Raw genomic sequence first — 20,422 nt, 5'->3', positions numbered from 1 at the left:
CTATGGCTAATTTTTTTATTGAGCGCCCGGTCTTCGCCTGGGTTCTTGCTATTATCATGATGTTAAGCGGCGTCATTGCTATTACTCAGTTGCCCATTGCTCAATACCCCAACATTGCCCCACCAGCGGTAACTATCAGCGCATCATACCCAGGAGCCGATGCACAGACTGTACAAAACTCGGTGACGCAGATTATTGAACAGAATATGAATGGTCTGGATGGATTAATGTATATGTCCTCAACCAGCGACGCCTCTGGCAATGCCGCCCTGACCCTCACGTTCGAGTCGGGGACCAACCCGGATATCGCTCAGGTACAGGTGCAGAATAAATTACAGTTGGCGATGCCGTCATTACCGCAGCAAGTACAACAGCAAGGCATTAGTGTTGATAAAGCCAGCAGCAATATTTTACTGGTTGCCGCATTTATTTCAGAGGATGGGGCGCTTAACCAGTACGATATTGCCGACTATGTTGCGTCCAATATCAAAGATCCGCTTAGCAGAATCGCAGGGGTGGGCAGCATTCAACTATTTGGTTCACAGCATGCCATGCGAATTTGGCTTGATCCGGTCAAACTCAACCAATATCAGCTTGTCCCTCAGGATGTCATTCAGAAAGTCAAAATACAGAATAATCAAATATCGGGAGGACAGTTAGGCGGCGCACCGCAGGCAAATAACCAGCAGTTGAATGCTTCAATTATCGTCCAGACCCGATTACAAAATACACAGGAGTTTGGAAATATTCTACTGAAAGTTCAACAAGATGGCTCACACGTTACATTGAACGACGTTGCTCACATTGAACTGGGTGCTGAAAGTTATGGCACTGTAGCAAAATACAATGGGAACCCTGCAGCAGGGATTGCGATTAAGTTGGCCACAGGTGCCAATGCCCTGGATACCGCAAAGTTAGTCAAAGAGGAAATAGCCCGGCTTTCGCCCTGGTTCCCGCCAGGTCTCAAAACCGTCTATCCCTATGACACAACGCCCTTCATTAAGATATCCATACAAGAAGTCGTTAAAACGCTGGTTGAGGCCATTGTTTTAGTTTTCATTGTTATGTATTTATTCTTACAAAATTTTCGGGCAACACTTATTCCAACAATAGCAGTCCCGGTTGTCATACTAGGCACATTTGCCGTTCTCTCCGTTGCTGGCTTTACCATCAATACTCTGACAATGTTTGGCCTTGTCCTGGCCATTGGTCTGCTCGTTGATGATGCTATTGTGGTGGTGGAAAATGTTGAGCGCGTGATTGCAGAGGAACACCTTTCCCCCAAAGAAGCTACGCATAAATCAATGTCACAAATACAAGGGGCGCTGTTGGGGATTGTGCTGGTCCTGTCGGCTGTATTTGTACCGATGGCGCTACTCGGCGGTTCTACCGGAGAGATATACCGGCAATTCTCAGTAACGATTGTCGCCGCCATGGCGCTTTCTTTATTAACCGCATTATCGTTAACGCCCGCATTATGTGCCACGCTGCTCAAACCAGCGCATCATGATACCTCCCATTCTGCACCTCGTTTTTTCACACTGTTTAACCAGCACTTTGAGCGTTTTACCCAGCATTACAGCGACAGTACGCGCAAGATTCTGCGAGTCACTTCTCGATATATGATTCTGTATTTACTGATCATTATTGCTATGGTGCTACTGTTTCTACGCATTCCGACCTCATTTTTACCTGAGGAGGATCAGGGCGTTTTGCTGACCATGGCCCAACTGCCGCCGGGTGCTACGCTGGTTAAAACTAATAAAGTACTTGAAGACGTCAGCCACTATTACCTGACACAAGAAAAAAGTAATGTGGAATCAGTCTTTACTGTCAGCGGTTTTGGATTTAGCGGGCAAGGTCAGAACAACGGGTTGGCCTTTGTAAGCCTGAAACCCTGGTCTGAACGCACGGCAAGTGCCGATGGTATTAATGCGATCATTCAACGTGCCACCAGAGGTCTGGCTACAATAAATCAGGCTATTGTTTATCCCTTCAATTTACCCGCCGTCCCGGAACTTGGCACGGCCTCAGGTTTTGATCTGGAACTTATAGATAAAGCCAACTTGGGTCACCAAAAGCTCACTCAGGCAAGAAATCAGCTCCTCGGTATGGCAAAACAGCATCCCGAACAGGTGGTCGGCGTTCGCCCCAATGGACTGGAAGATACGCCCATGTTTCGGGTGCATGTCAATGCGGCAAAAGCAGAATCTATGGGCGTATCTCTCAACGATATAAATCAGACGATCTCAACCGCTTTTGGTAGCAGCTACGTTAACGACTTCCTGGATAATGGACGCGTCAAAAAGGTCTTCGTACAGGCAGCCATTCCTTATCGCATGCTTCCGGAAAGTATTGATAGCTGGTATGTCCGTAACGCTTCTGGGGACATGGTACCGTTTAGCGCATTTGCCTATACAGATTGGACTTATGGTTCACCGCGTCTTGAACGCTATAACGGCTCTCCTTCAATGGAGATTCTTGGCGAAGCCGCACCGGGAAAAAGCACCGGAGATGCCATGGCATTTATGGTCTCACTCATCGAAAAACTGCCAGCTGGCATCGGATATGACTGGACAGGAATGTCGTACCAGGAGCGTTTATCCACCGACCAGGCCCCTATGCTGTACCTTATTTCAATCGTCGTTGTTTTTCTGTGTCTGGCAGCGCTCTATGAAAGCTGGTCAATTCCCTTTGCCGTAATGCTGGTTGTTCCACTTGGCGTTGTTGGCGCCTTATCAGCGACCTGGTTGCGTGGGTTATCCAACGATGTCTATTTTCAGGTCGGTCTACTGACAACAATTGGGTTATCGGCTAAAAACGCGATTTTGATTGTAGAATTTGCCGTTGAAATTATGCAAAAACAGGGTAAAAGCGATATTGAAGCGACATTAGACGCAGCCAGAATGCGCTTAAGACCGATTCTGATGACCTCTTTGGCATTCATTCTTGGTGTGCTTCCATTAGTCATTAGCAACGGCGCGGGTTCAGGCGCACAAAACGCAGTAGGCACAGGCGTGATGGGCGGAATGATTGCCGCAACGGTCCTGGCGATATTCTTTGTTCCCGTATTCTTTATTGTTGTACATCGCTTTTTTACAAAAATAGCGATAAGAAAATAAACAATGTTAGTTAGGATTTATTTATTAAAAATACGTACTGGAGGTTTTGCAACATATCGCAAGAGTGTTTACGATAATCCCGGTATCAGTGCAGACTGATCCCCTGAGAAAACATTTGGTATGCTTCCGATTTTAACTGCCCGCAAGGGCAGTTTTTTTTATGTAATGACCCCACTACCAGTGGCCAGATAATAGTAACAGCTAACTACTCAGTTTCAGGTTTTACGAAATTGATTAGCAATATATGCGCAACTAATACCGCTCAGCATAAGTTCAATTCCCGTCACCATTGATACCATATAAATTGATGCCTGTGGAGTGGCAGTAATAAAACACCATGCGATAAAGAGATCCAATATACCGATAACTCCCTGTAACCATACCTTTTTCTCTTTTCTGTGCTTAAAAAAGGTAGTCAGTCGGATAACCCCACCAAAACAAAATAAACATGCCAAAAAAGTTGCAATTGCAAAAACACCTAATTCGGGTGCAGTAATAAAAAAATACCCCATCAAAAAATATGCAATACTGACGACTACCCCAGAAACAACTGGCCAAAAATTATGCACCCTGTTTTTAAACATACCCACTGCTAACGCTACACCACTGCACATCAAAATCCCGCCGACAATGATACTGAGCACACCTCCAGACACATAAGGGAAAAGGATAAAAAGCACCCCACCCAAGAACATCAGGCATGCCAAGAACTTAAGAAACCGCCGCTGTTTGACCAGCACATCATCGTCAAGCTTAGATAGAATATCTCGTGTTACATTTAACATTTGCTTCTCCTGTAAGTCAGAGTACTACTGACAACATTAATTTATTCTAAATATCATCAATAAATACTACGTCATTAATAATATAGTCCGATGATTTCTTCTTAAACGCCTTACAACTATCTAATAACAAAAGAAAATATTGAACATATTAAAAACCCCATTCGATTCAAAATATGACATCCAGGCTGTTCCAGGATATATATTTAATGTCGCAATCAGACTTTTCACCCATAGATATTAATTGATACACGAGGTACGTTAGATGAATAAAACATTAAGCATGATCGTTGGGTCCCTACTCATGATCCCTGCTCTGGGTCAGGCGGCAGAAAATCACAAACCCGTCAGTCAATGGACGTGTGAAGATTTTCTTGCCACAGATACCACATTCCAACCCACAGTGGTTGGCTTTGCCGAAGCGTTGAATAAAAAGGACAAACCAGAAGACGCGGTATTGGATGTTAAAGGGGTTGAAACAGTGACCCCTGCACTGGTGCAGGCATGTATGCAGGATAAAAAAGCCAATTTTAAGAAAAAAGCTGACAGTGAGTGGGACAAAATCAAAAAAGATCTGTAATTAAACCAACACCAGTAATTTTTTTATTGATATCACTGAAGCGAGAACTGTACCCCAGCAGTTCCCGCTTCAGTAAATTAATTGTATTAAAGACACCATGAGGTTATATATGAAACGCGCACTTATCACACTTACTCCCCTGTTATCCTTATTTATGCTAAACGTCCCTATTACGCATGCGGCAGACAACAGTCCTGATAAAATGACCTGTCAGGAGTTTATCAATCTGAATCCTAAGGCCATGCTTCCAGTTGCATGGTGGATGCTCAATGAAGAAACGGTTTATAAGGGTGGTGATTCTGTTTCTCTGAATGAAACAGACCTTACCAGCATCCCGCAAGTCATTGAATATTGTAAACACAACCCACAATCAAAATTATATTCATTCAAAGACAAGTAATTATCCATTAATAAATTAAGTAGTAATTTATCTTTTGTATGGAAAATAGCCAAGTCACATCTTTTTATAAACCTTAAGCAAGGGGCACAGGGTATATGGGAATATTACCTGTACAATTTCAAATACTGGATCCAGCGAATACAGCATTTATGCTGTTATGCACCAGTCTGGTCATGTTAATGACACCGGGGCTTGCTTTTTTTTACGGTGGTTTAGTCCAGCGTAAAGGCATACTTACCATTATGTTTCAGAGTTTTGTCTCTATGAGCTGGGTAGCCATATTATGGTTTGCCGTGGGTTATTCCCTGGCCTTCGGTCCCAGCCTCAATGGCATTATTGGCAATCCGCTTCACTATGCGTTTTTACAAAATATCAATGCGAACACGCTGTTCACCGGCAATGATGCAGGGATCCCCATCCTGGTACATTTTGTTTACCAAATGATGTTTGCCATTATCACTCCGGCGCTAATCACTGGCGCATTTGTCGGACGGGTGAAATTCAAGGCGTACCTGATTTTTATTACCCTTTGGACATTATTCGTTTACTGCCCGTTTGTGCATATGGTCTGGAGTCCGCAGGGCGTGATGGCTAAATGGGGAGTGGTTGATTTTGCCGGTGGTATTGTCGTCCACGCGACAGCAGGTTTCGCTGCGCTTGCTTCCGCTTTATACGTCGGGCGTCGAGTCATTCAGCCTGATGGTAGCCACAACATTCCTTATATTGCTCTGGGTGCGGGGTTACTGTGGTTTGGCTGGTATGGCTTTAACGCAGGCTCTGAATTACAGGTTAACACAATTACTGTCTCTGCGTTTGTTACCACCGACATTGCTGCTGCTTTTGCCGGTGCGACATGGCTATTCATTGAGAAAATGCATACCGGTAAACCAAAGTTTGTTGGCTTCCTGACAGGAGCCGTCGCAGGCCTCGCCACCATAACTCCTGCTGCAGGGTATGTTTCAATTCAATCAGCCGCATTAATTGGTGTTGTTGCCGGTTTTGTCTGCTACTACTGCGCACTGTTCGTTAAAAAGTATGTCGATGATGCGTTGGACGTTTTTGGCGTACATGGTATGGGAGGAATTACTGGCTCAATCCTGCTTGGTGTTTTCGCATCACAGGCATGGAATAGCAAAGGACCTTCAGGTTTGCTTGAAGGTGGTGGCATTTTGCAAGTTGCAAAACAACTCGCCGCTGTACTTATTACCAGCATATGGTCTTTTATTTTTACCCTTCTGATTTTATGGATAATTAACAAATTTACCCCGGTACGAATTTCAACCAATGACGCCCGCCAATCTCCTGATTATTCAGCATTTGGCGAAGATGCCTATACCCCTTCAGGTAAGGAGTAATTTATGAAACTTAGCCCCAGAGAAATAGAGAAAATAATGATTTACTCACTTGCCAGCGTGGCTCAAAGTCGGAAAGAAAAAGGAATTAAACTTAATTATCCGGAAGCCGTTTCTATTATTGCGTCAACGGCCATGGAATGTGCCAGAGAAGGTAATGATCTGGAAACGGTCATGAATAAATCTAGAGATGTTTTGACTAAAGATGACGTCATGGAGGGCGTCGCTGACCTTATCCCACAAATACAGGTTGAAGCTATTTTCACCGATGGCAGCAGACTGGTAACCGTGCACGATCCTATTCGTTAAGAGCAGGAGAAATAGACTATGTCGCAGAACAAAGAAACAGAAAATGTACCCTATGGTGGCTACCTTTTAGATGCCTCCCCTATTTCATTTAATACAGAAAAACCTGTAACCAAAGTACGTGTCAAAAATACAGGGGATCGGCCGGTGCAGGTAGGATCACACTTCCATTTCTTCGAAGTTAATAAAGAACTGGAGTTTGATCGTGAAAGCGCACTGGGTAAACGCTTAAATATTACTGCCACAACAGCGATACGCTTTGAACCCGGTGATGAGATAGAAATAGAACTTATTCCCTATAGCGGTGATAACGATATTTTTGGTTTTAATAACCTTGTTGACATGACCGGTAAACAACTCGCTGAAGTGATCAACGATCCAATAAAGTTAAAAGCACTCATTGATAACGCCCGGCAAGCCGGTTTCAAAATGTCTAACAATCCTAGCTGAGGACCTTTTATGCCAACAATATCCAGAAAGGAATATGCCAGTCTGTTTGGTCCAACGACCGGTGATAAAATTCGTTTAGGTGAAACTGATTTATATATTGAAATCGAACAAGATCTACGTGGTTATGGTGATGAAGCGGTATATGGCGGTGGAAAATCGTTACGCGATGGTATGGGGGCTAATAATCAGTGTTCCCGCGACCAGGGCGTTCTCGATCTGGTCATTACCAATGTCACGATAGTGGATGCCAAACTTGGGGTTATTAAAGCAGATGTTGGTATTAAGGATGGATTAATATCGGGTATTGGTAAAAGCGGTAACCCTGCAATCATGTCTGGTATCACGCCAGGGATGACGGTCGGGCTTAGTACCGATGCCATTTCAGGTGAGCATTTGATTCTGACTGCGGCAGGTATCGACTCCCATATTCATCTGATCTCTCCCCAGCAAGCTTATGCCGCATTGTCTAACGGTATCACCACCTTTTTCGGCGGAGGAATTGGACCGACTGATGGCACTAATGGCACTACAGTGACCGCTGGGCCTAAGAATATGCGCGCCATGCTACGGGCATGGGAAGGTATTCCAGTCAATATTGGCCTGCTGGGCAAAGGCAATGCCTACAGTAAAGCCCCACTCGAAGAGCAAATTATTGCCGGTGCCGTTGGGCTAAAAGTGCATGAGGACTGGGGTGCCACGCCTAACTCGCTCCGCCACGCCTTGCGCACCGCAGATGATATGGATATTCAGGTCTCCGTACACACTGACAGCCTCAATGAAGCCGGATATGTTGAGAATACGATTGCAGCCTTTGAAGGAAGGACAATTCACACCTTTCATACAGAAGGCGCTGGCGGTGGTCATGCCCCGGATATTATCAAGGTCGCAAGCCAACCAAACGTCCTGCCGAGCTCGACCAATCCAACATTACCGTTTGGCATTAACAGCCAGGCAGAACTGTTCGATATGATTATGGTATGCCATAACCTGAATCCTAACGTTGCTGCCGATGTTTCATTTGCAGAAAGCCGTGTTCGTCCTGAGACGATTGCAGCAGAAAACATTCTTCATGATATGGGCGTTATATCCATGTTCTCCAGCGATTCTCAGGCAATGGGTCGCGTGGGAGAAAACTGGTTGCGCCTGGTGCAAACTGCGCATGCGATGAAAGTCGCACGCGGGAAATTACCGGAAGACAATCCGAACAATGACAATTTCCGCGTTCTACGATACGTTGCCAAAATTACGATTAACCCAGCTATTACACAAGGTGTTAGCCATATTCTTGGTTCTGTTGAAGTGGGTAAAATGGCTGACCTTGTACTCTGGGAACCTCAATTTTTTGGGGCCAAGCCGAAACTTATTATTAAAGGGGGAATGATTAACTGGTCTTTAATGGGTGATCCTAACGCTTCTCTGCCTACTCCTCAGCCCGTTTTTTATCGTCCAATGTTTGGTGCCATGGGAAAAACGTTGCAGGATACTTGCATTACCTTCGTATCGCAGGCTGCCCTTGAGGATGGCGTTAAAGAAAAGGCCGGACTTGAGAGACAGGTGGTTGCAGTTAATAACTGTCGTAGCATTAGCAAACATGACCTTATCAGAAATAATGCAACCCCACATATTGATGTGAACCCAGAAACATTTGCCGTAAAAGTTGATGGTGTGCATGCAACCTGCCAGCCTATTCAAACTGCCGTTATGAATCAAAAATATTTCTTTGGTTAAAAGGAAAGCTGTTATGTATTTAATCGAAAAAACCCTCGGAAATATAAATTCCTGCGGCGAACCTGATCTATCCACTGAAGGTATCAACCATGATGTGCTGATACTGGAGCAATGGGAAGCACAAAAAAGCCGTTGCCGTAAAAAAAGTCAACTCGGCTACGATATTGGTTTATCGCTTGATCGTCATATCCGTCTTAATGATGGTGATATTCTTTTATATGATAAAACCAATCGATATTTACTTACGGTAAAAATACAGCTACGACGCGTGATGGTTGTCGATCTTGGATTATTTGGCGTGGAGAAAATCACCGACCTTCTGACTCGAGCGTTTGAACTAGGTCACGCCTTAGGAAATCAGCACTGGAAAGCTGTTATAAAAGGATACTGTGTTTTTATTCCTATTGTTGTAGCCGACAAAATGTTGGCTTCAGTCATGAAATCTCATGGTTACATTGAAGGGCAATACTATTTTACGGAAGGTGAAAAAGTCATCCCGCTCTTAACGCCGTCTGAATCCCGACTTCTTTTTGGTGGCGCGGAAGAAGCACATACGCATGTACACATTGACCACTAACGTAATGAGGTTGCCGATCATGCAAGAGAGTTCACATAGGTTACCTAATATCGCTCGGATACTGCAATTTGGCGATTCAGTTCTTCCTGTTGGGGCATTTACCTTTTCCTGTGGAGTTGAATCTGCCATTTCTTGCGGTATTGTCTACGATCGGCAAACCCTCAAACAATATGTTTGTACCGCCTTATTGCAGGCCGCTAAGTGCGATGCTGTCGCGCAAATACAAACCCTGCGCGCCTGCCGCAGTAACAGGTTAAATGACCTTATCTCAATTGATAAGGATGTGATCAGTAGAAAACTATCACCAGAATCCCGAGTGATGACCCAAAGAATGGGGAAAAAATTAACTGAGCTTTCGACAGCTATTTACCATGATCCGGTATTTAACTGGTGGCTTGAGCAAATTCGCCAAGGAACGGTTATTGGCACCTACCCTGTTTCCCATGGGCTACTCATGAGCCATTTGGATCTTGATGAAGATGCGATGCTGGCCATGCATTTTTATGGCGTAGCAATGACTATTCTCAGTGCCGCGCAAAGACTGATGCGGATCACGCATCTGGATAGCCAAAAAATTCTGGCCGAAGTCACGTCACTTTTTCCTGATTACGCTGAAATGGCGCTCAACACCCGACCGGAAGAAATGTCTTCTTTTTCTCCGGTGATCGACATTCTGGCTGCTGTTCATGTCGATGCCCATGTACGTTTATTTATGAATTAACTGAGGTTAGAAATGAAAAAAATTACCCGAATTGGCATTGGTGGTCCCGTAGGTTCAGGAAAAACGGCCATTATTGAGGTTATTACTCCTGTTCTTATTCGTCGGGGATATAAACCTCTGATTGTGACCAATGATGTTGTCACAACGGAGGATGCAAAGCAGGTTAAAAGAACACTAAAAGGAATATTAGCAGAAGAAAAAATCATTGGCGTTGAAACTGGGGCATGTCCACACACTGCTGTGCGCGAAGATCCCAGTATGAATATTGCTGCTGTGGAAGAAATGGAAGATAAATTCCCGGATAGCGATTTAATTATGATTGAAAGCGGTGGCGATAACCTTACCCTCACTTTCAGTCCTGCATTGGCTGATTTTTATATTTATGTCATTGACGTAGCTGAAGGTGAAAAAATCCCACGTAAAAATGGCCCAGGTCTGGTTCAGGCTGATATTTTAATCATCAATAAAATTGATCTAGCGCCCTATGTAGGTGCCAGTCTGGAAGTAATGGAAGCGGATACCCGTTATGTCAGAAACAATCGCCCTTATATTTTAACTAACTGTAAAACAGGCGAAGGTATTGAGCAGCTTGTGGACATGATTGAACGCGATTTTTTATTTGGTCACACTATTGAAGGAAAACAAGATGACGCATTCACAGAATATAAATGACCAGGTAGAGAAGAGCCGGAAACGTTGGGACACGCAAATCCCCATAGAGTATCGTCAGGAGCCGGAGCAAATGCCCAGTGGGGCAATCGGTAAAGATGGTTTTTTGTACCTGGGTTTTACGCGTACCGGGAGAAAAAGCATTCTTCATCGTATGGAAAAGCGAACCCCATTATTTGCGCAAAAGGCATTGTATCATGATGAGGCACTGCCGGATCTTCCCTGCGTGACCATGATATCAACTTCAGGCTGTGTGCTGCAGGGGGATCGCATGGTGTTATCCATCAACGTGGGTGAAAATGCTTTCGCCAGCGTAAACACTCAATCAGCAACCAAAGTACACTCGATGGATAAAAACTATGGAGCGCAGATTCAATTCATCCAACTACACGATAATTCCTATCTGGAATACCTACCCGATCCTTTAATCCTACATCACAATGCAAGATTTGTTAACGATACCGTCATCGATTATAAAAGAAACGCAACACTTATTTATTCCGAAGTCATTATACCGGGACGTCGTTACCATCATGAAAATGAGCTAAATGGTTTTGATTATTATTCCTCAACAGTATCTGCAAAAGATGAGTCTGGAAATATTGTTTTCAAAGAACAGATTGTGCTGAAACCCAAGGAGCATCCCATGACTGAACTCGGGGTAATGGGAGGTTTTCAAATTATCGGCACTATTTTTATATTAACTCCAGTAGAAAACATATCATCCATTCAGGCGGCCTTCAAAGCTTATTATGGCAAAGATTGTTGCTACGGAATGTCAACACTTCCCGCCGAATCCGGCCTTATATTTAAGATATTAGCTAATGACAGTAGTATTATTAAAAAACATATCCGTAAAGTGTGGGCCATGACCAGAAAAGTCGTTCTGAATGCAGAGTTACCGCCCCCATTTATCTGGAAACAATAATACCTCCTTATTACTTTTACGCTGGTAAATAATGATGATAACACACTCAATCCCAGTATTATGGAAAAATAATATTGATAAGCACTACATTCTCAAAATTATTGATATATCATTACGTGGTTGTGCTCAGGTAATGTTTCAAAACAATCCCATCACTGGGTTATTGTTTTTTATTGCTATATTTATCGCTGCTTATAGCAATAATAATCCATTGGCTGCATGGGGGTGCGTAATTGGAACTGTCCTGGCTTCAATTACGGGAGCCATAACTCATGATGTAAAAGGTTGGCGGGATGGCCTCTATAGTTATAATGGCTGTCTGGTCGGCATTGCTATTCCTGTGTTTATCACTGCAACGCCGTTAATGTGGTTCTGCCTGATCGTTGGTAGTGTCGTATCAGTTATTGCTACGGTTTGCATCGCCGATATTTTAAAAACGTGGAAAGTTGCTGCGTTAACAGCGCCGTTTGTGCTAACAACATGGGTCATTCTACTGGCCAGCTATGCATTTCATAATATCTATGGTTCGGGTTTACCCTCCCCAGAGTTATCCCAACATTATATCCCAACAACGCCTGGCGATTACTCTCTTAGCTTTTTTATCGACGGCACCCTACATGGGATATCACAGGTATTTTTGTTTCCAGGGATTCTTGCTAGTTTATTCTTCATTGCAGGTCTGGCAGTAGAATCTGTTGTATGCGCCTGCTATGCCATCGTCGGCTCTCTAATCGCGACACTGCTTGCGTATTATCTGGGTGCTAATGCTCATGACATTTCTACAGGACTGTATGCCTTTAGTGCCGTGTTGACATCAGTTGCCCTAGGTACAGTATTTAATCAACCTGGCTGGCGAGTATTTATTTATACTATCTCAGGTATCATTTTTACAGTTTTTATTCAGGCTGCCATGAATGTGCTTTTAATGCCTTTTGGTATACCAACATTAACCATGCCATTTGTTATTTCATCATGGTTATTCCTGGTGCCGAATAAAGAATTTATGCCAGAGCATCGTCACTCCTGAATCAATGAGAGAATCATTATGACTGAAGAATTTCTTTTCCGACTTATATTAGCCAGTCTGCTCGGCGGCGTAATTGGTCTGGAGCGTCAAATTCGCGCTAAAGAAGCAGGTGTACGCACACATATCTTGATTGGTATTGGCAGTGCCATGTTCATGATCGTTTCTAAATACGGTTTCTATGATGTTATTGAACATACCCATATAGGATTAGATCCCAGCAGAATCGCAGCTCAGGTTGTCACTGGCGTAGGATTTCTCGGTGCGGGGAATATTCTGGTACAAAAACAAACCATCAGAGGATTAACAACAGCTGCGGATGTGTGGGTCACCGCAGCAATAGGTTTGGTTATCGGCAGTGGAATGTATGAAGTTGGCATCATAGGTACGATTATGGCGCTCATTGTGCTGGAGTTTTTCCGTCAGCTTACCTACCGCTTTTTAAATCGCCATCTACAACTACGTATGCGTATTGCAGCCGGGACTGCGCAAGTTGTTCTGACCTCGCTTAATGAACAGGGATATCGCATCCAACTGCGTTCACTGGCTAATGATACATCCGACTCTCATGTTCTCACGGCAAACATTGAGTATACGGACGCAACCTCGGTGAATCAGATTCTTTCTTCACTTAAAGAAAACCCTGCTATTAAAGAGGTTTCTGTCGTATAGCTACTATTCAGATATTAATTATATTAAATGCGATAGTAACATTATTTATCATTAATTATTTCTACATCGAAAATAGGATTTAACTATTAAACTAAGAGCTACATATTTTGAAGACTGTGTTATATAATATTTGCCCTCCTCTGCACTTTAACAACTTAATTCTGGTCTAGAACAATGACCTACGATACCTTTTCACAATAGATAACATGAAATCTTATGTCGTACTAAGTCACTCATTTTTCTGAGTTTAAGCAACAACATTATATTATACTTATGGCAATTATAGGTCTTCAATGAGATGTGCATTCGCTCAGCAATTGAAGAACATGACTTTTGCTGCAGAATATAAGTAAGAATCTGATGCTGTCGGCGAGAAAGCGATAATTCCGGAGTGATAGCATTATTTTCATTGCAATTTAGCAAAGTAATGAAGCCACTCAGCGAAACGTTTCGATTAACAAAAAAAACGGGGATATCACCGAAGCACCGTTTGATTCTAAACGGTGAAAGTATATAAATTTTTGAAGGCTTAATTTTCTCTAATTGATACGCTAATCGAGTATGGAAAATATTGTTATTTAATGTATCAATGATCACTTTCGCATTATGATTTTCTAAAGCGCATAGCTCATGTGCATGCTGGACATGAATGATCACATCATTTTTAAAAAGATGGTAAATAGCCTGTAACAACATAATATCTTTGGTAAAGATCAAAAACACTATCCTCTCCTGCAATGTGTATTTTAATTAACAAATATTATAGTCACCAATGGCAACTATCTATACGCCATCGTTTCAAAATCAGTCTATTAATGACAATATTGGGGAAAACATGAATACTTCTGGCTGGCTTCTTAAGGGTGGAGAAGCAAAAACATCCGTCTTCCACCTCGGCAGGTATTGTAGCGAATGGAAAGCATCAACATACTCCTATGGTGAACCGAGTTTTCATATCGTCCTGAGCGGGGAGTGCTGGCTGGATTTACTTAACCAACAACCACGTATCAAACTGGAAAAGGGAGATATTCTCTTCTTTTTTAATAATTTTCCTTTTTTTCTGGCCTCATCTCCTGATACAAGTCTTGATGATTTACCACGTAAACAGATGAGTAAGATTGAAGAATCATCTTCAGAATCCACCGATCTGCTTTGTGGTTTCATCCAACCCAGATCTATCGCTAGCCAATTGCTATTTGCCTTACTTCCGGACATTTTTGTGATCAAACAAAAAGACGACGTCAGCAATAAAATACACACTCTCTTTGAGTTACTACTGACTGAAGTAAACGCATCTGCCGATGAAAATAATTGCATTATTGCGCACCTGACCGATGCTATATTGCATTATGTCATTAGCGAATCCTCTTCCTTATATGATATTGACGTAAACCTCTTGAATGCGGCAAATGATGAAGCCTTAGCCAAATTAATCATTGCAATAATAGACAACCCACAGTATTCATGGTCGCTGGATGATATGGCTCGCTTCACCTATATGTCGCGTTCGACATTTATTCGCCGTATATTGAAAGCGACAAGCTACACACCGAACCAGGTATTAAGCAAATTAAGGATTTATGTATCATTAAACCTGCTCAGAAGAGGTATAAAAAATGAGGTCATTTACAGCAGAGTAGGATATGAATCATTATCTGGATTCTATCAGGCATTTAAACGTGTTATGGGGACAGCACCAGGAGACTATCTCTCATCTGGTAAATAAACTACCCACGGAGTGAATCCGTGGGCTATCTTGAGAACGCTTCCCCATTCTGGCATCCCGTCGAACGTTAAGGTTATAATCCTTACAACGATTTTATTGGATTAGAAGCGACAATGACAAAACTTACCCTACAAGAACAGATGCTTAAAGCAGGTCTGGTCAGCAGCAAAAAAATGGCCAAAGTGCAAAGAACGGCGAAGAAGTCACGCGTTCAGGCTCGTGAAGCCAGAGAAGCGGTTGAAGAGAATAAAAAAGCGCAAATTGAGCGCGACAAACAGCTCAGTGAGCAGCAGAAGCAAGCCGTTCAATCTAAAGAGTATAAAGCGCAGATCAAGCAACTGATTGAGATGAACAAAATCACCATTACCAGTGGCGATATTGGGTACAACTTCACTGATAATAATCTGATCAAAAAAGTCTATGTTGATAAAGTGACGCAGTCTCAGCTGATTAAAGGCCGTCTGGCCATAGCCCGACTGACGGCGGAAAACGGCAGCGAGAGCGAATACGCCATCATTCCGGCTGTCGTTGCCGACAAGATTGCACAGCGTGACGCAAGCTATATTGTTTTAAATTGCGAGCTGAGTCAGGAAGCGAAGGACGAAGACGATCCATATGCTGATTTCGTCATCCCTGATGATTTAATGTGGTAAGAAAAAAACAGATATTCGTTATGTATTTCGGTGAACGCCAACGCCGCCACCGAAATACTATCGACGTCACTTATCCCCTGACACTGTCGACTAAAACTTGTAGTGCTCTTTGCTCAGCCCGTATTTTCTCATGCGTAAATACAGTTTTTTACGCGGGATTTGTAAATACTCCGCTACTTCATTAATTCGCCCCTGGTGAATATTCAGCGCTTCAGTAATGATCTGTCGCTCGTACTCTTCAACCCGACGATCGAGCGGTGTCGGTTCCAGCAAATGCAATTGCGGATTCGCGGTTTCAGCCAGCGGAAGTAGCCCAACGGCAAAAAGTTCAGCGGCATTCGCCAGTTCCCGGACATTACTTAACCACACGCGACGCCGCATGCCTTTCAATAAATCGCCTTCAACGTCGGGCACGGGATGGTTCAGGCGCAGACAGGCTTTCTGCAGATAGTGACGAAACAGCGGCTCAATATCATCCGGTCGCTGAGACAGCGGCAGGCAACCAATCTGTGTCATCGCGAAACAGTAATAAAGTTCAGCCGCAATTTGATTGGTTGCTGCCAGTTCCACCAACGATGCGCCGCCAATGCCTATCAGACGAAACGGGCGCCGCTCCAGGCTTTGCAAGTGCACCAGATGGTGCTGCTGTTCGCTCGTCAGGCACTCAATATGGCTGAGAACCAGCGTTCCTCCTTGCGCCTGTGCAATAAGGTCATTGAGTTGTCCCGTATTCCCGGGCGTCAGTTCACCGCGGATGAACGGTCCCTCCGCGCTACGTCCAAACTGATGCAAATAACGGGCTCCGGTCATGCGCCCCGTTCCCGGCTCGCCATAAAACCAGACGGCGATATCCGTTTCCGCCAGTTGCTGCAGGCGCCGACGATACTGATTAACCCAGTCACTGTAACCGAGCAATTCCACCTGGAGCTTTTGTTGGCAATAATGGCGACGAGCAATCACGGATTTTCTCTGACGCAGCGCATCATCAACCAGCGACAGCAGTTTGCCGGGATCGACCGGCTTTTGCAGAAAGTCCCATGCGCCTTTCTTTACGGCTTCCACCGCCATCGGAACGTCGCCATGCCCGGTAATAAGCAGGATTGGCAGCTGATTATCATCCTGATGGAACAGCGTCATCAGATCGATCCCATTGCACCCGGGCATACATACATCACTCAGAACAATCCCCGGCCAGTCAGCCTGCAGCCAGTTTCGGGCATCAAAAGGATTACTGCATGCGTAGACACGATACCCCTCCTGTTCAAGCAACAGCGTGTAAGCGTCGAGAACATCGGCATCATCATCAATCAACAGAACAGAATATTCATCACTCAACATCGTTTACATCCGTCAGATTAAATTGCAGAACGACGCAGGCATTACGCCCCAGTGTCGACGCAAGGCGCAGCTCGCCATTCATTTGCCCCATTAACGATACACAAATCGATAAGCCGATACCGAGACCCACATCCTTACTGGTAGTAAACGGCTTTAACAGCGATGGCAATAATGCCTCAGGCCAGCCGGGACCGTTATCACTGACAAAGACGCACAATCGGCTACCCTCAGCCTGCCAGTAGACCTCTATTTGTGCGGCAGTTGGGCAGGCGTCCAGCGCATTTGCCAGTACGTTTACCAGCACCTGCTGAATACGCACTTCATCACCTGTCACCCATACGCTGTGGTCGGGAAGCGTCAGCGTACCCTGCTGCGGCTTATGTCGCATGGCCAACAGTTCCCAGGCAGCGCTGAATGTTTGTCGGAGATCGACCGGATGCAAAGGTGCGCCCGGTTCGGCCCGACGAGCAAACTGACGCAGTGAGCGGATAATGGCGTCAATACGGGTAACCAGCCCCTCAGCTTTGGTTAATGTACTTCTGGCCTGAACGGATTGCCCTTGTTCAATTGCCCTTCCCGCCGTAAACAGGTACATCGACAGCGCGTTCAGCGGTTGGTTAATCTCGTGTGCCAGCGTGGTCATGGTCTGGCCAACCACCGCCAATTTTGCCGTCTGGATCAGTTCATCCTGCGTTGCCCGGAGATCGGACTCAATCTCCTTGCGCTCTGCCACCTCCAGCTCAAGCTGATTTTTCTGCGAACTCAACTGACCCAGAGTATGGCGCAGCAATCTTGCGATACGCCCCAGCTCATCGCGCCCATAAACCGGGATAGTGGCATCCGTTCTGCCAAGGCCAATTTGCACCACAGCCTGGTTGAGCGCGGTAAAACGCTTCACCAGACGTGAACGAATAAAATAGTGGTTAAGCCCCCAGGCAAGAAGTAGCGCCAGCAGCGTCGCCAGTAGAATAAGTCCCCCGCTGACACGAACAATTTGTTCCAGCCGTTGGTTAAACATCTGCATTTGCTGATGGCTGCTTCCCAACTGCGCCTCAAGCAGCGTTCGAAAGCGCCCGAGCGTTGCTTCTCGGACACGGTTGGCATCAACGAGCGCTTTTTGTGCGGCGACATAATCACGCATCGTATCGGGCATTTTATTTTTCATCATCCCGATTTCCAGCAGCTCATCAATGGTTTGCCGCAAGGTGATTGTGCTGGGCCAGTCATCGAGGGTACGGATATTTTCATCCGCCGTTTTCTTCAGATTCTCCAGATAGCGGATGTGATTCTCCACCAACATGCCGTCGTCACTACCCGACTTCAGTTCATTGAGCCTGTCGCGTAAATCATCCACGATCTGATTTTCAATTCTTGCCAGGGTGTAGACCTGTTGCTGCTCGTTTTGCACCTCTCTGGCACGCTTGAGATACAGCGCCGCATCGCCGTTTTTGGCCTCGATTTGATCCAGCAACGTTCCCTGCTGCCAGGTAAAATCCTGCACCAGCGAATTCAGCTCGGTAGTAAAATCATCGTGGAGCCAGTCGATACGCGCAGAGAGTTCGCTGACTTTTTCGCGTACGAGAAACATGTTGTAGAGCACCCGGTCCAGCTCCGCCATCAGCGCCCGACTATCTTGCAACATCACCGCCAGCTGCTGCTGTTCTGTCGACTGAAGCCCGCGGCTCAACCCTTCAATTTTGTCCAGGTGTGCAATAATTTGATTGCGCAGTTGCAATCTCACCGTCGTGTTGGGGGCTAACAGAAACTCATTCAGTTGATCCACAACCAGGTTCAGATTCCCTTCAATCAAAAAAGCAGAATGCACTCGTGGGAAGTAATCATCGAGCGAATAGCGTATCTGCGAGCTCTGCTCATGCCAGGAGTACAAACTGACGCAACTTACGCTCAGCGTCAGTAGTGCGCCCATCAGAAACGCGCCTCGCAGGCTGCTGCTGATGCTGAGCTGACGCAGGCGCTGCAGTATCGAGCCACCTTTCATTTTAACTCTTCCAGTTTGGATATCGCCTGACGCTGATTGTTAAGAAACCAGAGCTGCCACTCCATCATCTGCTGTTCGGCCACGCTTTTATTGTCAAATTGCGCCAGCCAGGCCTCATCTTCACTACTTCTGGCGTCTATCGGGACGCTGGTCAGCAGTGCTCTTATTTCAGGTAGCGGCCGTTTCAGGCGCGCTTCCGCACTGTATAGCGCCCGCCAGGCATCCTTCAGCTGTGCGAGTCGAAAACTGATGGCAGTATCAAACATCCTCTGCACCAGTTGTTGCCGCTTCAGGATCAGTCGGTAATTAAGCGCAGGCTGGTTCATCAAAATAGCCTGCTGAGCGGCACGTGGATTATCTGGCGCGAGCTGCGTGACCGGATATTTACCCGTGTTAGCATCCGCAAGGATCCGTTGTCCTTCCGGGCTTAACAGATAGCGAATAAACCGACGCGCTTCATTGCCGTGCTGGCTATTCTTAAGAACGGCAACATAGGTCGGCGACACCGCCGAGCGAGGAAAATAGGTAAAAGCCAGGTGCGGATCGTTAAGCAACAGGTTGGCATAGTTATCAATGACCGGCCCCGCAACGCCTAAACCGCTCTTAATTTTATCGGCCACGCCAAAACTGCGTGATGAAATCGTTACAAGATTACCGGCGCTGGCCAACAACGTCGCCCAGCCCTCTTCCCACCCTTTTTGCTGCAACAACGACTCAACCATCAGATGATTGGTATCGGAACGCGACGGGCTACTCATCAGCAGCGCGTTCTGATATTTAGGCTGCGTTAAATCTCCCCAGTCGGCAGGAGGCGACAGATGCCTTGCCGCCAACGCAGAACGATTTATCAACAGGCCAAAACCAGATATCGCCACAGCCACGGAGGTCGAACGAATCGAATCAGGCACCAGCCGCTGACTTTCCGGCAACACATTATCGAAAGGTGCCAGCTTCTGATGCTCCTGAAGATGCTGCAACAGCATGGGCGATGAGGTCAAAATCAGATCGACGTTTTCCGCATTCGCATTATCCAGCAGTTGTTCCAGCGAACTGCTGGTCCGGTTTAGCGTGCGAATCATCACTGACCCCGGCTCCGTTTGCCAGCGCTGGATAATCCAGGCTGTTGCCCCTGGGGAAAAGGTTGTCGCCATCACCAGCTCTTTACTCTGGCCCAGACAGCTCGCTGACAGTGACATAAAACAAAGCGAGATCGCCCAAAAATGCCCCCATCCTAAAAGTCTGTTTGTGATCCCGTTCATAAATACCAACATGTGCAAAAAATAATATTGAGACAAAATTTACCCGTTTATCACGACAAGGGAAGAATAAGGTTATTCTCAGAATAACCAAACAGAAAGTAGCAACATGCGTAAAGATTACCCGAAAATGCAGCCT

The 20,422-nt window shown here is 45.3% G+C and carries 19 protein-coding genes; 15 read left to right on the top strand and 4 right to left on the bottom strand.

Annotated features, from left to right (window positions below; translation table 11 throughout):
* Positions 1–2: 2 nt before the first annotated feature.
* Positions 3–3,122 (top strand): efflux RND transporter permease subunit, encoded by a 3,120-nt coding sequence (locus On2M_RS06295; protein WP_210904514.1) that lies wholly within the window; start codon positions 3–5, stop codon positions 3,120–3,122.
* A gap of 215 nt (positions 3,123–3,337) precedes the next feature.
* On the opposite strand, the gene On2M_RS06290 is transcribed toward On2M_RS06295, so the two are convergent.
* The gene (locus On2M_RS06290; RefSeq protein WP_187253498.1) at positions 3,338–3,907 is read right to left on the bottom strand and encodes an HdeD family acid-resistance protein; all 570 of its coding nucleotides are present in this window, start codon (positions 3,905–3,907) and stop codon (positions 3,338–3,340) included.
* Positions 3,908–4,169: 262 nt separating this feature from the next.
* On the opposite strand from On2M_RS06290, the gene hdeA reads away from it, so the two are divergent.
* The 14 genes from hdeA to On2M_RS06215 all read left to right on the top strand — a co-directional run bounded on the left by hdeA (position 4,170) and on the right by On2M_RS06215 (position 15,690).
* Positions 4,170–4,484: an acid-activated periplasmic chaperone HdeA gene (gene hdeA / locus On2M_RS06285; protein WP_057102354.1), complete on the top strand. Its 315-nt coding sequence runs from the start codon at positions 4,170–4,172 to the stop codon at positions 4,482–4,484.
* 97 nt (positions 4,485–4,581) lie between these two features.
* Positions 4,582–4,884, top strand: a complete 303-nt coding sequence (hdeB, locus tag On2M_RS06280) for an acid-activated periplasmic chaperone HdeB (RefSeq protein WP_210904513.1) — start codon at positions 4,582–4,584, stop codon at positions 4,882–4,884.
* A 95-nt stretch (positions 4,885–4,979) separates the two neighbouring features.
* Complete coding sequence (locus tag On2M_RS06275) at positions 4,980–6,239, top strand: ammonium transporter (protein ID WP_151217531.1); 1,260 nt, start codon at positions 4,980–4,982, stop codon at positions 6,237–6,239.
* 3 nt (positions 6,240–6,242) lie between these two features.
* Positions 6,243–6,545 carry an urease subunit gamma gene (locus On2M_RS06270; protein ID WP_151217532.1) on the top strand — a complete coding sequence of 101 codons (303 nt, stop codon included), beginning with the start codon at positions 6,243–6,245 and terminating at the stop codon, positions 6,543–6,545.
* An 18-nt stretch (positions 6,546–6,563) separates the two neighbouring features.
* On the top strand, positions 6,564–6,992 hold the full coding sequence (locus tag On2M_RS06265) for an urease subunit beta (RefSeq protein ID WP_151224796.1): 429 nt from the start codon (positions 6,564–6,566) through the stop codon (positions 6,990–6,992).
* A gap of 9 nt (positions 6,993–7,001) precedes the next feature.
* Positions 7,002–8,720: an urease subunit alpha gene (locus On2M_RS06260; protein ID WP_187253500.1), complete on the top strand. Its 1,719-nt coding sequence runs from the start codon at positions 7,002–7,004 to the stop codon at positions 8,718–8,720.
* A 13-nt stretch (positions 8,721–8,733) separates the two neighbouring features.
* Entirely contained in the window at positions 8,734–9,297 is a 564-nt protein-coding gene (gene ureE, locus On2M_RS06255) for an urease accessory protein UreE (RefSeq protein WP_151217538.1), read from the top strand.
* A 19-nt stretch (positions 9,298–9,316) separates the two neighbouring features.
* Positions 9,317–10,018, top strand: coding sequence for an urease accessory protein UreF (locus On2M_RS06250; RefSeq protein ID WP_210904512.1), 702 nt, complete (start codon positions 9,317–9,319; stop codon positions 10,016–10,018).
* Between the two features lie 12 nt (positions 10,019–10,030).
* On the top strand, positions 10,031–10,690 hold the full coding sequence (ureG, locus tag On2M_RS06245) for an urease accessory protein UreG (RefSeq protein WP_151217540.1): 660 nt from the start codon (positions 10,031–10,033) through the stop codon (positions 10,688–10,690).
* A complete protein-coding gene (locus On2M_RS06240) occupies positions 10,665–11,615 on the top strand; it encodes an urease accessory protein UreD (RefSeq protein ID WP_210904511.1) in 951 nt (316 codons plus the stop codon). The genes ureG and On2M_RS06240 overlap by 26 nt, the downstream gene beginning before the upstream one ends.
* A 34-nt stretch (positions 11,616–11,649) precedes the next feature.
* Positions 11,650–12,642 (top strand): urea transporter, encoded by a 993-nt coding sequence (gene yut / locus On2M_RS06235; RefSeq protein WP_151217698.1) that lies wholly within the window; start codon positions 11,650–11,652, stop codon positions 12,640–12,642.
* A gap of 18 nt (positions 12,643–12,660) precedes the next feature.
* Positions 12,661–13,311 (top strand): MgtC/SapB family protein, encoded by a 651-nt coding sequence (locus On2M_RS06230; RefSeq protein ID WP_151217543.1) that lies wholly within the window; start codon positions 12,661–12,663, stop codon positions 13,309–13,311.
* Between the two features lie 835 nt (positions 13,312–14,146).
* On the top strand, positions 14,147–15,037 hold the full coding sequence (locus On2M_RS06220) for an AraC family transcriptional regulator (RefSeq protein WP_187253505.1): 891 nt from the start codon (positions 14,147–14,149) through the stop codon (positions 15,035–15,037).
* A 113-nt stretch (positions 15,038–15,150) separates the two neighbouring features.
* Positions 15,151–15,690, top strand: coding sequence for a DUF2058 domain-containing protein (locus tag On2M_RS06215; protein WP_187253506.1), 540 nt, complete (start codon positions 15,151–15,153; stop codon positions 15,688–15,690).
* A 90-nt stretch (positions 15,691–15,780) separates the two neighbouring features.
* Here the strand turns inward: On2M_RS06215 and pgtA are convergent, their stop codons facing one another.
* Genes pgtA through pgtC form a run of 3 tightly spaced genes read right to left on the bottom strand, consistent with a single transcriptional unit; the run spans position 15,781 to position 20,223 of the window.
* Positions 15,781–17,028, bottom strand: coding sequence for a two-component system response regulator PgtA (gene pgtA, locus On2M_RS06210; protein ID WP_151224058.1), 1,248 nt, complete (start codon positions 17,026–17,028; stop codon positions 15,781–15,783).
* The gene (gene pgtB, locus On2M_RS06205) at positions 17,018–19,012 is read right to left on the bottom strand and encodes an ATP-binding protein (protein WP_210904659.1); all 1,995 of its coding nucleotides are present in this window, start codon (positions 19,010–19,012) and stop codon (positions 17,018–17,020) included. Before pgtB ends, pgtA begins: the two co-directional genes overlap by 11 nt.
* Before the next feature lie 11 nt (positions 19,013–19,023).
* On the bottom strand, positions 19,024–20,223 hold the full coding sequence (gene pgtC, locus On2M_RS06200) for a phosphoglycerate transport regulator PgtC (RefSeq protein ID WP_187253507.1): 1,200 nt from the start codon (positions 20,221–20,223) through the stop codon (positions 19,024–19,026).
* Positions 20,224–20,422 lie beyond the last annotated feature (199 nt).

The organism is Citrobacter sp. On2M (genome assembly GCF_018035235.1).
Classification (GTDB): Bacteria; Pseudomonadota; Gammaproteobacteria; order Enterobacterales; family Enterobacteriaceae; genus Citrobacter; species Citrobacter meridianamericanus.
The sequence above is the reverse complement of the archived record's forward strand: the minus strand, read 5'-3'. Positions and strand labels throughout refer to the sequence as shown.

Excerpts from the sequence above, each read along its gene's own strand:
- On2M_RS06295 (WP_210904514.1), top strand. The coding sequence starts at position 3 with ATGGCTAATTTTTTTATTGAGCGCCCGGTCTTCGCCTGGGTTCTTGCT.
- On2M_RS06290 (WP_187253498.1), bottom strand. The coding sequence starts at position 3,907 with ATGTTAAATGTAACACGAGATATTCTATCTAAGCTTGACGATGATGTG.
- hdeA (WP_057102354.1), top strand. The coding sequence starts at position 4,170 with ATGAATAAAACATTAAGCATGATCGTTGGGTCCCTACTCATGATCCCT.
- hdeB (WP_210904513.1), top strand. The coding sequence starts at position 4,582 with ATGAGGTTATATATGAAACGCGCACTTATCACACTTACTCCCCTGTTA.
- On2M_RS06275 (WP_151217531.1), top strand. The coding sequence starts at position 4,980 with ATGGGAATATTACCTGTACAATTTCAAATACTGGATCCAGCGAATACA.
- On2M_RS06270 (WP_151217532.1), top strand. The coding sequence starts at position 6,243 with ATGAAACTTAGCCCCAGAGAAATAGAGAAAATAATGATTTACTCACTT.
- On2M_RS06265 (WP_151224796.1), top strand. The coding sequence starts at position 6,564 with ATGTCGCAGAACAAAGAAACAGAAAATGTACCCTATGGTGGCTACCTT.
- On2M_RS06260 (WP_187253500.1), top strand. The coding sequence starts at position 7,002 with ATGCCAACAATATCCAGAAAGGAATATGCCAGTCTGTTTGGTCCAACG.
- ureE (WP_151217538.1), top strand. The coding sequence starts at position 8,734 with ATGTATTTAATCGAAAAAACCCTCGGAAATATAAATTCCTGCGGCGAA.
- On2M_RS06250 (WP_210904512.1), top strand. The coding sequence starts at position 9,317 with ATGCAAGAGAGTTCACATAGGTTACCTAATATCGCTCGGATACTGCAA.
- ureG (WP_151217540.1), top strand. The coding sequence starts at position 10,031 with ATGAAAAAAATTACCCGAATTGGCATTGGTGGTCCCGTAGGTTCAGGA.
- On2M_RS06240 (WP_210904511.1), top strand. The coding sequence starts at position 10,665 with ATGACGCATTCACAGAATATAAATGACCAGGTAGAGAAGAGCCGGAAA.
- yut (WP_151217698.1), top strand. The coding sequence starts at position 11,650 with ATGATAACACACTCAATCCCAGTATTATGGAAAAATAATATTGATAAG.
- On2M_RS06230 (WP_151217543.1), top strand. The coding sequence starts at position 12,661 with ATGACTGAAGAATTTCTTTTCCGACTTATATTAGCCAGTCTGCTCGGC.
- On2M_RS06220 (WP_187253505.1), top strand. The coding sequence starts at position 14,147 with ATGAATACTTCTGGCTGGCTTCTTAAGGGTGGAGAAGCAAAAACATCC.
- On2M_RS06215 (WP_187253506.1), top strand. The coding sequence starts at position 15,151 with ATGACAAAACTTACCCTACAAGAACAGATGCTTAAAGCAGGTCTGGTC.
- pgtA (WP_151224058.1), bottom strand. The coding sequence starts at position 17,028 with ATGTTGAGTGATGAATATTCTGTTCTGTTGATTGATGATGATGCCGAT.
- pgtC (WP_187253507.1), bottom strand. The coding sequence starts at position 20,223 with ATGTCACTGTCAGCGAGCTGTCTGGGCCAGAGTAAAGAGCTGGTGATG.